The following is a 13,009-nucleotide window of genomic DNA, read 5'->3' as shown; positions in this document are numbered from 1 at the left end:
TCCCGGTGGCGACCCGCGGTTTCAGTCCCAGAGCCCGCGCATCACCCTAGAAGGTCGAGCGCGCCTCGACGCTGGAATAGTAGCCGGAGCCCTGCACCCGATCGCGCACGTAGCCGGCGGCCACCGACATCTGGACGGGCCCGAAGCGGACGCCGGTCAGATGGGCACCGATGCGGTACTGGCGGAAGAAGTCGTCACCCAGGAACAGCGCCTCAGGCCCGATATAGACGCCGTCCGCGAGCATGTAGCCGACGCGCAGGCGTGAGTAGTAGGCGTTGAACTTGGTCGAGTACGAGCCGTAGGCCGAGACCATGGTCCGGTCGGTCGGCGTCGCGTAGAAGTTGCCAGCGACTTTCAGCCCGACGCCCGTACCGACGACCGGGTTGCCCGGGTCGGGGATGGACAGCTGATTGCTGCGGACGTTGAAGCCGATGAATCCGGCGAGGGCGGCGTCCTTCCAGACCCACTCGTAACCCGCCTGGAGGGCGCCTTCCTGCTGGTAGCCGGTCACCCGCGTCGCGACGGACCGGCCGGGATACGAGTAGGTTCCGCCGATGGCGTCGACGCGGACCCGCAGGCCGTCCCGGGTGGGGGAGCCGTTGGGCGCGGCGGTCACCGTCACGGAGCCGAAGGCCGAGCTGTTCGACGTCACGCTGGTCGAGCCGTCGACGGCGACGGCCCAGCTGTCATCGACCGCCTGTTGCGAGGCGCCGGTGTACCAGTCGGCGCCCGCACCCCGGGCCGGCAGGTCCGCGGCGGCGGCAGGCGTGGCAGCCGCCGCGGCGCAGGCGCACGAGAAGGCGAGAGCAGTCGTGAACGGCGTGAGAGGACGTCGGGCAGTCGGTTCCGCAGTCCCGCCCATATTCGCCGGCTCCGTTAAGGTACGATTTACGCTTTAACCAACACTCGGCGACAATGGTTAACATCCAATTTTATAAGGACTGACTTTCAACATGGTCGGCGCCACCGAGATGGGGTGATCAGGCACGCGTGCCGCGCAGGGCGTGCCGTGGCGCGCGACGGTCAGGCCGCGCGGGCGCGCCTCGCCGCGGCGTCGAGGACGTCCTGGAGGTCCTCGTTGCGGAAGGGCTTGTCGATCCGCAGGAAGGCGTCGGCGGATCGCGGCAGCTGGCCGTGCGGACTGGCGAGGATGATCCGGATCTCTGGATACCGCTCGACCACGGCGGCGGCGAGCTGGAGGCCGGCCATCACCGGCATGGACTGATCGACGATCATCGCGTCGAAGGCGGCGTCGCGGGCGAGGATCTCGAGGGCGTGCGCACCCGAGGCGGCCTGCGCCACCGCGTGGCCGAGATCGGCGAGCACTTCGGCGACGCTGGCCCGCACGAGGCCGTCGCTCTCCACGAGCAGGATCTTCAGGCCCGCCGCGCGGGACGGCGGGAGCGTGGCGACGGCAGGGCGTGCGGCGGGTAGCCAGAACTCGGCCAGGAAGGGCTCGGCGCCGATCCCGTCGCGGATCAGGCGCCAGAGACCTCCGCTCTCGGTCACGAGCGCCGCGGCCGACGTCAGAGTCGCTCCCGTCCCGGCCGGCAGCGGCGCGGCCTCGGGGCGGCGACCGCTGCTGACGAGCACCCGCACGTAGGCCGCGGACGTTGCCGCGGCACCCGCGTCCTCGGGCGCGCCCTCGACGGCCGCGATAGCGAAGCCCGCGAGGCCGGCGTCGCGGATATGGAAGGCCAGGTTGAGGAGCAGCAGTTCGAGCACGCGCTCGCTGCACAGGACGGGCGGCAGCCCGGCGGGGATGCGGTTGAGCACCGGCAACTCGCCGAGGGCGTTCGCGGCCAGGAACGGCAGGTAGCCCTCGAAGGTGGTGGCGAGATCGGTCTCGGCGAGGGTGATGCCGGTCCCGTCGCCGCGCACGAGGTGCAGCATGCGGCGGGTGAGCGCCGCGCCCCGGCGCGCCCCGGCCGTGGCCCGACCGACCAGCCGTTCCTGCTCGTCCCCGAGGGCGTGCCGGCGCGTCAGCAAGGTGAGATTCGTCAGCACGACGGTCAGGACGTCGTTGAACTCGTGGACGATGCCGTCGGTCACCCGCCGCAGGACGAGGTTGCGGCGCGGCTCGACCGGCTGCGGCAAGGCCGTCGTCTCGCTCCCCGGCAGCTTCCGCATCAGTGCGAAGAGCCGACGGTCGCCCCTGGCGTCGGCGAGGCACAGCAGCCTGACCTGAACCTGCTGCTCCGGCCAGTCGTGCAGGTGCAGGACCACGTCGTGAGGGCCGTCACTCGCGAGGGCGGCGTCGCGCGCCCGGTCGAGAACGGGCCGGTCGTCGGCGGCGAAGCAGGCGGCGAACGGGGCGGCGAAAGGGGTTCCGTCGGTGCCGTCCGCGTTCCGCGACTCCAGAAGGGTCCGGCCGGTCTCGGGATCGATCTCGCAGCAGGCCCAGCCGGAGATCGCCTCGAAGGTCGTCAGCCGCGCCTTGAGCCGAGCGACCTCGGACCCGGCGCCGGCCATCATCAGCCCGGCGCTGCGGCGATGCCCCGCGAAGACGTCCGAGAGCGCCGCGAACTCGCCGATCCACGTGCGCGGCGCGTCGGATTCGTCGCCGGCGGTCTCGCCCTCCCCTTTCAGGAGGCGGCGCAGCGGTCGCGTCAGCCGCTCCCCCGCGACGAAGCCGAGGGCCGCCGCGCAGGCCACGAGGGCGAGGCCGACGCCGAGCATCCGCCAGTCCGGCGCCGCGGCCAGCGACGCGCCGGAGGGAACGGCCTGCGCCGTCACCAGCCAGCCCGGGGAGCCGATCTCGGCCGCGACGCGCATCGGCGTCGTGGCCGAGACGCCCGTCGTCCGGAAGGGGCTCGGGGTTCCGGACAGGACCCGGCTGTCCGGAGTGGCGACGAGGAACCCGAGCGTCTCGGGCAGCGCCCCGGCGCGCCGCACGTCCTCCTCGACCTTGGTGAAGTAGCTCGGGTCGGCGTCGAGGCGCAGCAGGCCGTCCTGCCCGCGCTCGCCGAGGGTCACGGCGGCCCCGAACGGCGCGTCGGCCTCCGCACCGTCGCTGATCACGAAGACGCCGGCCGCGCGGGCGCGCAGGAACCAGGTCCGCCGCGCGACGCTGCTGCCGATGCGGCGCTCGTCCTGGGCCGCCAGCACGGTGCCGTCGGGCGCGACGAGCACCGCGTCCCGGTAGACCGGATTCAGGTCGAGCCACGCGCGCAGGCGCGCGGCGCGCTGGTCGGCCGAGAGCAGGCCGTCGTCGTCGCGGAGTGTCAGAGCGGCGTTGCGCGCCTCCCCCACGGTCTGCCGCAGCCGCGCCGCGATGGCGGCGACGTAGGCGCGCGAGGCCGTGCCGACCTGCTCCTGCGGGGACGACGCGACCCCGGGCTGGGCGGCCGGAACGACGATCAGGACGGCGGCCGCGAACCCCGCCGCGGCGGCGATCGCCACCTGCAGCGCGTTGAGCAATCCGAGGGAGATCTGCAGCGGCTTCGCGGTCATCCGTACGCCCGGGGGTCGGTCCCGAGCGAGGCGCGATTTTCGTTAAGGGTCGATTAAGGCCCGCGGCGCACCGAGGCGGCGGCTCCGGCTCCCGGCGCGGCCGGCCGAGCGGACCGCTCGCACCGTCATGACTATCCATGGCGCTCTTCGTCGCATGCGCCGCGCCATTGACGATTATCGCGAAGCTTAAGAACGGATCGTTAATGTATTCAACGCTGCGGCGCGCCGCGACGTCGCCTCTGCAGGCCGATCGACTTCACCGCGCCGGCCCTCATCTGGGCTGCCGACATTCCTAAGTTAACCGTAATTTCCGATCAAGTGAATCCGACTGGATATTGCGAATGGGTTTGTTCATTGACCATCGTCGCTGTACAAACCCGGCCTTAGAGCCGTTGCACCTCGATCCGAGGGATTGTTGGCCCGGGAGGCTGTAGCGTGAGGCAGGCGTTGCGTTGGCTGGCCTGGGTAGGGGCGACAGTCGCCAGCCTCGCCTTGCTCAGCCATCCGGTCGGGACGCAGGCCCAGCTCGCCATGAGCCTCGCCGCCATGGCGGTGATGACCGTGCTGTGGGCGATGTTCGACGGGCCCCGGACGCGGTTCGTCTTCATGGCGCTCGGCAGCCTCGTGGTGCTGCGCTACATCCTGTGGCGGCTCACCAACACCCTGCCGTCGCCGGGCGATCCGGTCAGCTTCGGGTTCGGCCTGATCCTGCTGGTGGCCGAGCTCTACTGCGTCTTCATCCTGTTCGTCAGCCTGATCATCAACGCGGACCCGCTGCGGCGCGACCCGCCGCCGGCCGCCCCGGCCGCCGACCTGCCGACGGTCGACGTGTTCGTGCCGAGCTACAACGAGGACGCCGCGATCCTCGCCATGACCCTGGCGGCAGCGCGGCAGCTGAACTACCCGCCCGACAAGCTCACGGTGTGGTTGCTCGACGACGGCGGCACCGACCAGAAGTGCAACGATGCCGACCCCGCCAAGGCCGCGGCGGCGCGCGCCCGCCGGGGCGAGTTGCAGGCGCTCTGCGACGAACTCGGCGCCCGCTACCTCACCCGCGCCCGCAACGAGCACGCGAAGGCGGGCAACCTCAACAACGGCCTCGCCCACGCCCGGGGCGACCTGGTCGCAGTGCTCGACGCCGACCACGTCCCGTTCCGCTCGTTCCTGACCGAGACCGTCGGCTATTTCGCGCAGGACCCGCGGCTGTTCCTCGTGCAGACGCCGCACGCGTTCCTCAACCCCGACCCGGTCGAGCGCAACCTGCGAACCTTCGAGCGCATGCCCTCGGAGAACGAGATGTTCTACGCGGTCACGCAGCGCGGCCTCGACAAGTGGAACGGCTCGTTCTTCTGCGGCTCGGCGGCCCTGCTGCGCCGCACCGCCCTCGACGAGGCCGGCGGCTTCTCGGGCATCACCATCACGGAGGATTGCGAGACCGCCTTCGAACTGCACTCGCGCAACTGGACCAGCGCCTACGTCGACAAGCCGCTGATCGCCGGCCTGCAGCCGGACACGCTGACGGACTTCATCGGCCAGCGCTCCCGCTGGTGCCAGGGGATGTTCCAGATCCTGCTCCTGAAGAATCCGGTCTTCCAGAAGGGCCTCAAGCCGATCCAGAAGATCGCCTACCTCTCCAGCATGACCTTCTGGTTCTTCCCGATCCCGCGGCTGATCTTCATGTTCGCGCCGCTGCTGCACATCTTCTTCGATTTGAAGATCTTCGTCGCCAGCGTGGACGAGTCGATCGCCTACACGCTGACCTACATCATCATCAACCTGATGATCCAGAACTACGTCTACGGCAAGTTCCGCTGGCCGTTCGTGTCGGAGCTCTACGAGTACATCCAGGGCGTTTACCTCGCCAAGGCGATCGTCTCGGTCATCGCCTCGCCCCGCAAGCCGACCTTCAACGTCACCAACAAGGGCGCGACCCTCGACCACGACCACATCTCGTCGCTCGCCCTGCCGTTCTTCCTGATCTACCTGCTCCTGATGCTCGGCTGCGCCGTCGCGGCGTGGCGCTACTTGTACGAGCCCGGCGTGACCAACCTGATGCTGGTGGTCGGGCTGTGGAACTTCTTCAACCTGCTGACCGCGGGCGCCTCCCTCGGGGTCTGCGCCGAGCGGCGCCAGCTCGAACGCACGCCCTCGCTGGCGATCGATCGCCGCGGCGTCCTCTCCCTCTCCGGGCACAGCGTCGACGTGTCGATCGAGCGCGTCTCCGCCGAGGCCTGCACCCTGCGCCTCCTGAGCGGCGCCCTCGATCCGGGGCTCACCCGCCCGCCGCTGCGGGGGATGCTCAGCGTCGAGCCGACGGCCGGCGCGCGCCGGGCCGCGCCGCTGCCGGTCCACCTGGACCAGGCGACGCGCGACGGCCAGGAACTCGTCATGCGGGTGAATTTCGGCGCGCTGGCGGTCCGCGACTACCCGGCGCTCGCGGGCCTCATGTACGGCGACGCCGAGGCGATGCGGCGGTTCCAGCTGCGGCGGCGGCGGCACAAGGACATTCCCACCGGCACGCTGCAATTCGCGTGGTGGGGCTTGGTCGAGCCGTTCCGCGCCCTGCGCTATCTCCTGGCCAGCCGGCGCCCGCGGCCCGTCGAGATCGAGGAGGCGCCGGTCTACGACGCGCCGTCAGGGGCCGTCGCTCCGGCGCCGACCGTCCCGCCGCCGGCGACGGCCGGTGCGGCGCCAACGCTTCCCACGACCGCAAAACCCACCGACGTCGAGAGCGGGGACGACTGGGTCCGCCTGATGATGGATTACGAGAACGAGCGCACCCTGGCCGAGCTTCGCGGCCGGCGCACGAGCGCGGCGTGACGGCGATGGGCGCCAGGCTGCGCCTCCCCGTGCTGGGGCTGCTGCTCGGTCTCGCGAGCGTTCCGGCCCTGGCCCAGAGCTTCCTGGGCTCGGGCCCGGCGGAGCGGCTGACGGTCCCGCCCAGCGGCAACGCCCTGCGCGCGCCGACCGGCGACGGACCGGACTTGGCGCGCCGGCCCGACGCCGCCGCGGCGGAGCCGCGTTCGACCCCGCGCCTGCCCGAGCCGCCGCGGGCCGCCGCGCCGCAGACGGTCCCGCGCGGGGTGATCCAGTCGACCATCGCGCCGGCGCGCCGGCTTCCGTCCGGACCGCGCGGCTTCCGCCTCACCGGGGAAGAGGATTCCCTGCGCTACCCGGTCTACCTCACCGAGGCGCAGACGCGGGGACCGGCACGGCTGCGCCTCTCGTACCTGTCGGCGATCTCGGTAGCGCCGGAGACTTCCGAACTCGCCGCCTTCGTCAACGGCACGAAGGTCGGCTGGACCCGCATCCAGGCACCCGGCGCCGTGAAGGTCGTCGAGTTCGCGGTCGCCGACGGCGTGCTGAAGCCCGGCTACAATGCCGTGACCTTCACCGCCAGCCAGCGCCACCGCGTCGACTGCTCGATCGGCGCGACCTACGAGTTGTGGACGCAGATCGACCCGTCGCGGTCCGGCCTCGTCGTCGGAACGGCCACCGACATGGATGTCCGCTCCCTCGCCGCAGCGGAGCCCGACGAGAGCGGCGCCCTGCCGATCCAGGTCATCCTGAACGAGCGCCCGAACCTGGCGCGCCTGGAACGGATGATCGAGGCGGTCCAGGCTTTCGCGCTCGTGGGACGGGCCGCCCGTCCGACCGTGACCTTCGGCCCTCCCCTGCAGGGCCGCAACGGCATCAACCTCGTCGTCGGCACCGCCTCCGAGATCGCCGGCGTCGAAGGGGTCTCCGAACTCGGCCCGATCACCGGGCCCCGCCTCGCCATGCTGCCGACGCGGCCGAACGCGCCGCCGACCCTGGTGGTCACCGGCGCGCGCGACGAGGACGTCCGTCAGGCGATCACCAACCTCGGCGTCCCGGCCGACACCGGGACGCCGAGCGGGCTCAAGGCCGTTCAGCTCTTCCGCGGCTACATGGTGCATGGCGGCGAGAGCCTGACGCTCGACCGTCTCGGCGCGGCGTCCCGGGAGTTCTCGGGCCGCCTCCTCCATGTCGGCTTCGACCTGCGCTTCCCCGGGGATTTCGTCCCGGCCGACTACGGCAAGGTCATGCTGCACCTGGCCGGGGCCTACGTGGCCGGACTGTCCTCGGACGCCCGCATCGTCATCGACATCAACGGGCGCAACGCGGCCAGCGTCCCGCTCCCCGACGGGCGCGGCGAGGTGTTCGACGACAGCGCCATCCCCCTGCCCTTCAGCCTGTGGCGCCCGGGGGTGAACCACGTCGAGATCTCGGCGCAGCTGCCGAACGCCGCCGACCAAGTCTGCGACACGCTGAGTCCGGCGGCCAAGCAGGCGCGCTTCCTGTTCCTCGATCGCTCGCGGATCGAGATCCCGCACTTCGCCCGGGCGGCGCGCAGCCCCGACCTCGCGGCGATCAAGGGCGGCGCCGTTCCCTTCGTCGTCCCCGGGCAGCGCCCGCGCCTCGTGCTGCCGACGCCGGACCGCGACAGCGCCGACGCCGCCGCGACCCTGGCCGCCCGGCTGGCGATGGCATCCGAGCGGGTCATCGACTTCGAGGTGGTCACGCAGCAGCAGGTCGCGTCCGATACGAGCCAGCTCGTGGTCGCGCCCGCCCGCGCCCTCGACCCGGCGCTCCTCGAGTCGGTCGGCTTCGATCCGCAGCAGGTCCAGCGGGTCTGGGAAGGCCGCGCCGACATGGTCGCCACCCCGGGCCAGTTCGGCCCGGAAGGCGTGCTCACCCTCGATCGCCTGCGTCGTAACCTGCCGATGCGCTGCGCCCTGCCCACCCTGATCCCGCAGGTGCGCCCGGCGCAGCCCGCTAAGGCGCCGGCATCCCAGGGCGAGGCGAGCGCCGCGCCCGCGCCGACATCGGCCCCGGCCCCCGGCTCGGCCCCCGCCTCGGGCTCCTCCTCGGGCTCCTCCTCGGACCGTGAGCTCATCGACCGCTGGGAGGCGTCGACGCGCGGCTCGCGCCAGATCTGGGCGGCCGTCGATTCCGTCTGGAACGAGATCACCGGCACGGTGCGATCGCTGCGCCAGACGGTGACGGCGCAGGTGAAGCCGGACGAGACGGTCGAGGTCCCGGCCACGGCCTCGCTGCTCATCGCCGAGGGGCCGCCGGTCCAGTCGAGCAACACCGTGATCGTCACCGCGCCGAACGCGTCGCTGCTGAAGGCGTCCGTCTCCTGCCTCGTCGACCCCGTGGTCTGGGCGAGGCTCGGCGGCAGCGCCGCCTTCCTCGACGCGTCGAACGGCACGTTGGTGACGTCCCGGCCCGAGCGGATCGAACTCGTCGAGACGCAGCCGCGATCCCTGGCGAACCTGCGCCTCGTGTCCGCGGCGTGGCTGTCGATCAACACGGAATACTACGTCGGCATGACCCTCGCGATGGCGCTGTGCCTCGGCCTCGCGACCACGAGCCTCGTGCGCAACGTCGGCAGGAAGAACTCATGAGCCGCCGCGACCGCGCGCCCCTCGCCGCGGCCTTCCTCATCGCGGCGGTGCTGCCCGCGGCGGCGGCCCCGACGCCGGACGATCCCGCAGTGCCACCGAGTACCGCGCAACCGGGCACGCAGCCAGCCCAGGCCGCCAGGGCGGCGAGCCCGGGCCTCGCCGGCAAGCTCGGCAACGACGCCGCGTGGCGGGCGTACCGCTCCCGGTTCATCACCGATCAGGGCCGTGTGGTGGACACCGCCAACGGTCTGATCAGCCACAGCGAGGGCCAGGGCTACGGCATGCTGCTCGCCGTGGCGGCGGGCGACAGGGTCAGCTTCGAGCGGATCTGGGGCTGGACCCGCGCCAACCTGATGGTCCGCGGCGACGAGTTGCTGGCGTGGCGCTGGTCGCCCGACAAGCGGCCGGCGGTGAGCGACATGAACAATGCCACCGACGGGGACATCCTCGTCGCCTGGGCCCTCACCGAGGCCGCCGAGGCCTGGAACGAGCCGAGCTACCGGACCGCCGCCCGTCGGATCGCCATCGAGTTCGGGCGCAAGACCATCCTGTTCCGCGACCCGCACGGGGCGCTGCTGCTCCCGGCGGTCTCGGGCTTCTCGGCCCGCGAGCGACCGGACGGTCCGCTGGTCAATCTCTCCTACTGGATCTTCCCCGCCTTCCCGCGCCTCGCCCTCGTGGCGCCGGAATACGACTGGGCGGCCCTCACGCGCAGCGGCCTCGCCCTGCTGCGGCAGTCCCGCTTCGGTCCGAGCAGCCTGCCCACCGAGTGGATCTCCGCCAAGGACGCTCCGCGCCCCGCCACAGGCTTCCCGCCCCTGTTCTCCTACAACGCCATCCGCATCCCGCTCTACCTCGCCTGGGCGGGGCTGGTGCGGCCCGACGACCTCGCGCCGTTCCAGGCCCTGTGGTCAGGCTCCGAACGGGAGCGGCTGCCGATCGTCGACACCGGCGACGGGCGAAAGGTCGAGTGGCTCACCGAGGCCGGCTACATGGGGATCCCCGCCCTGGTGGCCTGCGCCCTCGACGGCACGCCCTTTCCGGAAGATGCCCGGGGCGATATCGGCAACCAGAACTACTATCCGGCAACCCTGAGCCTCCTCGCCCTGACCGCGGCCCGCATGCGCTACCCGTCATGCCTGAAGTCCTGACCGGTCGTCCGCCGGCCCGGGTCCGACCGGCCGCCCCCTGCCTCCTGGTGCTGGCGCTCGCCGCCTCGCCGGCCGCCGCGCAGGTTGACGGGCGATCCGGACCCTCGCCGCAGAATCTCGCCGCGCCGACGCGGTCCGAGCCGCGCATCGTCTACGGCGACGGCCCGCGCGCGCCGGCGATCCTGGCCGACCCGGCCACGTCCCGCACGAACGACATGGTCGACGAGAGCGCGCTCCGCTACTACGCGGCCCAGAAGCAGACGGCGCGGATGAAGGCCGAGATCGCCCGTCTCAAGCGGCTCTATCCGGGCTGGAACGAGCCGCCGGATCTCAACGCGCTGCAGCCGAGCCCGCCGGAGGAAGCGCCGCTCTGGGATCTCTTCACCGCGGGACGCTTCGACGACCTGCGCGCGGCGATCGCCGCGCGCAGGTCGATCGATCCCGCGTGGCAGCCCTCCGAGGAGCTGGCGCGCAAGCTCCGCCGGGCCGAGTTCCGGTCCCGGATCACGGCACTCACCGGCAAGGAGGCCGACGCGGTCATCGACCTCTACCGGGCCGATCCCGGCGCCCTCGACCCGCTCGACGTCCAGAGCATCTGGACGGTCGCCGACGCCCTGGGCGATTCCGGCTCGGGCGACGAGGCGTTCGAGCTCTACAAGTCGATCCTCGACGGCAACGCCGATTCCGGCGTGCGCCTCGCCACCATCCAGAAGGCGATGGCGCATCTGCGCATGGCGCAGGCGGAGCGCCTGATCGAGATGGGACACCGCGGCGCGAACGGGGCCTCGGAGTTCGACGCGATCCGCCTGGACATCACCCGGGCGCGGATCGCCGCCTTCCTGCACGAGGAGAGCGCCGAGACCCCGACGCCGGCCGATCTCGCGGCGTTCCAGACTGTCGCCCGCAAGAGCGGCGATCCCAGCCAGACCAGCCTGCTCGGCTGGTACGCGTACAAGCGCCGCCAGTTCCGCGAGGCGCTCGAATGGTTCAAGCAGGCGATCGCCCGCGGCGGCGACGCGATGGTGGCCCACGGGCTCGCCCTGACCCTGCGCCAGCTCGACATGCAGCGCGAGGCCGAGGAGGTCGCCTACGCGTGGCGCGACCGTTTCGTCGGCAACGAGCTGCTCTACATCGACATCCTGGAGCAGAAGCTGACACTGCCCCGCCCGCCCGCGATCGAGCCGGCGCGCATCGCCCGCTACGCCCAGGTCGTGACGGCCTCCACCTCGGGCGAAGGCGCCCAGGGGCTCGCGTGGTACGCCTACAATTCTTGCCAATTCGACACGGCGCTGGAGTGGTTCCAGCGGGCCGTCGCCTGGATGCCGAGCGAGGGGACCGTCTTCGGCTACGCGCTCACACTGCAACGGCTCAAGCGGCAGCGGCCCTTCCTGGAGGTCGTGAACCGCTACGACGGCCTCTTCCCGAAGGTGGTCGACCTGCTGTTCCGCGAGACCGCCGGCGGGGCGCCGCTGCCCTGCGACCCCGCGCCGGCCGCCGCCGCGCCCGCGCCCGGGCGCCACGGGGCGCCCGCCGCGCGGGCCGAGACGCCACCGGTGAACCGGGTGCCGCGGCCGGACCTTCCTGCGGCCGCCGCGGACGCCAAACCCCTCGCCGTGCAGCGCAACGAGTTTCCCCTGGCGGTCTCCATGGAGAACGCGCTCCGCTACCCGCCGCCGGGGCTCGTGCGCGCCCTGGCCGAGCCCGTGCCGGCGGGGACCTATGTCCGGGAACCCGCGACCCAGGCGCCGCCCCTGGTAGCCCGGCGCGTGCCCGGAGCGGGGCCGATGCCCTACGAGCGGTTCGGCTACGCCCTGCTGCCCGACTATCGCGGCGGCGATAAGCCGGAATCTCTGTCGCCGCCCGCCGCCGGGACCCTGTGGCAGGACCAGCAGGCCGAGCGCGGGCGGCCCGAGAGTTCCGAGGCGAAGCGGTTCCAGATGCCCGGCCGCTCGGCCTACGACACGTCCGCCACGACCGAGCGGACCGCCCCGTGAGGCGCGTGGCGATCCGCGCCGCCCGGCTCTGCGCCCTGGCGTGGCTCCTGCTGCCCGCCGTCGCGCGGGCGCAGACGGTCCCGGTCCTGTCGCTCCCCGGCGCCGGGGCGCTGACCGCGGTGGTCGAGACGCGGGAGCGCGACGGGTTCGATCAGCGGCTGCGCTACGCCGGCGGCGACGGTCGCAACCACGCCGAGATCGCCCTGCGCCGGGAGACGGCCGACCTGCTCCTTGCCTTCCCGCCGCGGCTGGCGAAGCCCAGCGAGTTCGGGATCGCGGGGGAGATCGCGGTCCGGTTTCCCGGGCAGGCGATGACCGTGCGGCCGCCGCTGCGCAACGCCTACGGCCCGGTGGGCATCGCGCTGGGCGCCGACTGCCTCTACGCGTGGCAGTGGATTGAGGGCGGTCGCGGCGCCGCTGCCGCCAGCGGGCAGCCGCCGGCGCTGTTCCAGGCAGAGCCGCTCGCGCGCCGCGCGATCTCCCTGCGGATCCGGCTGTGCCGCACCGCCGAGGCGAGCCTCGGCGACCTCGTGCGGGCTGTGGAGGGCCTCCGGATCGCCCTGCCGGGCATCCGCCCCCCGCCGGCCGTCGTGCGCGTTCCGCCGCGTCGGGTCGAGCCCCGGGCTGTCGCCCGACGCCCGAGCCGGCCGGCCGCGGCCGAGGCGCCGAAGGACGAGGCCCCGCCGCCCCGGACGCCCGCCGCGCCACCGCCCCAGACCCCCGTGGCGCCGCCCGTCGCACCTCCGCCGGGCGCCGCGGCCGCGTCACCGGATCAGCGGCGCTACATCGTCCCGCCGACGCCGCAGGCCCCCGCGCCCGTCCCGCCGGAGCCGGGCAGCCAGCGCTACATCACGGAAGGCAGCGGCAGCGGGATCGCGCCCAAGCCGGCCCCGGGGCAGGCACCCGGCGAGACCTTCTTCCGCGACCTGCCGCCGGAGGCCTACCGGCCGCCGAACTGAGGTCCGGCCGCGGCGGAATG

The 13,009-nt window shown here is 72.6% G+C and carries 7 protein-coding genes; 5 read left to right on the top strand and 2 right to left on the bottom strand.

The annotated features are described in order from the left end of the window. Positions 1-46: 46 nt before the first annotated feature. Both bcsS and LOK46_RS01385 read right to left on the bottom strand, forming a co-directional pair. On the bottom strand, positions 47-862 hold the full coding sequence (gene bcsS / locus LOK46_RS01390; protein WP_273562140.1) for a cellulose biosynthesis protein BcsS: 816 nt from the start codon (positions 860-862) through the stop codon (positions 47-49). Between the two features lie 161 nt (positions 863-1,023). Next, positions 1,024-3,453 carry a response regulator gene (locus LOK46_RS01385; protein ID WP_273562139.1) on the bottom strand — a complete coding sequence of 810 codons (2,430 nt, stop codon included), beginning with the start codon at positions 3,451-3,453 and terminating at the stop codon, positions 1,024-1,026. A gap of 435 nt (positions 3,454-3,888) precedes the next feature. Between LOK46_RS01385 and bcsA the strand changes: the two genes are divergently transcribed. The 5 genes from bcsA to bcsN are packed head-to-tail and all read left to right on the top strand — an operon-like array spanning position 3,889 to position 12,989. Further along, a complete protein-coding gene (gene bcsA, locus LOK46_RS01380; RefSeq protein WP_273562138.1) occupies positions 3,889-6,273 on the top strand; it encodes a UDP-forming cellulose synthase catalytic subunit in 2,385 nt (794 codons plus the stop codon). Positions 6,274-6,278: 5 nt separating this feature from the next. Continuing rightward, the gene (locus LOK46_RS01375) at positions 6,279-8,885 is read left to right on the top strand and encodes a cellulose biosynthesis cyclic di-GMP-binding regulatory protein BcsB (protein ID WP_273564732.1); all 2,607 of its coding nucleotides are present in this window, start codon (positions 6,279-6,281) and stop codon (positions 8,883-8,885) included. Then, positions 8,882-10,036, top strand: a complete 1,155-nt coding sequence (locus LOK46_RS01370) for a glycosyl hydrolase family 8 (protein ID WP_273562137.1) — start codon at positions 8,882-8,884, stop codon at positions 10,034-10,036. Before LOK46_RS01375 ends, LOK46_RS01370 begins: the two co-directional genes overlap by 4 nt. Further along, the gene (locus tag LOK46_RS01365; protein WP_273562136.1) at positions 10,021-12,030 is read left to right on the top strand and encodes a hypothetical protein; all 2,010 of its coding nucleotides are present in this window, start codon (positions 10,021-10,023) and stop codon (positions 12,028-12,030) included. Before LOK46_RS01370 ends, LOK46_RS01365 begins: the two co-directional genes overlap by 16 nt. After that, on the top strand, positions 12,027-12,989 hold the full coding sequence (bcsN, locus tag LOK46_RS01360) for a cellulose biosynthesis protein BcsN (protein WP_273562135.1): 963 nt from the start codon (positions 12,027-12,029) through the stop codon (positions 12,987-12,989). The genes LOK46_RS01365 and bcsN overlap by 4 nt, the downstream gene beginning before the upstream one ends. Positions 12,990-13,009: the final 20 nt, after the last annotated feature.

It is taken from the genome of Methylobacterium sp. NMS14P (assembly GCF_028583545.1).
Classification (GTDB): Bacteria; Pseudomonadota; Alphaproteobacteria; order Rhizobiales; family Beijerinckiaceae; genus Methylobacterium.
The sequence above is the reverse complement of the archived record's forward strand: the minus strand, read 5'-3'. Positions and strand labels throughout refer to the sequence as shown.

Bases quoted from the DNA above. Each gene is read 5' to 3' on its own strand.
- bcsS (WP_273562140.1), bottom strand. From the start codon at position 862: ATGGGCGGGACTGCGGAACCGACTGCCCGACGTCCTCTCACGCCGTTC.
- LOK46_RS01385 (WP_273562139.1), bottom strand. From the start codon at position 3,453: ATGACCGCGAAGCCGCTGCAGATCTCCCTCGGATTGCTCAACGCGCTG.
- LOK46_RS01375 (WP_273564732.1), top strand. From the start codon at position 6,279: ATGGGCGCCAGGCTGCGCCTCCCCGTGCTGGGGCTGCTGCTCGGTCTC.
- LOK46_RS01370 (WP_273562137.1), top strand. From the start codon at position 8,882: ATGAGCCGCCGCGACCGCGCGCCCCTCGCCGCGGCCTTCCTCATCGCG.
- LOK46_RS01365 (WP_273562136.1), top strand. From the start codon at position 10,021: ATGCCTGAAGTCCTGACCGGTCGTCCGCCGGCCCGGGTCCGACCGGCC.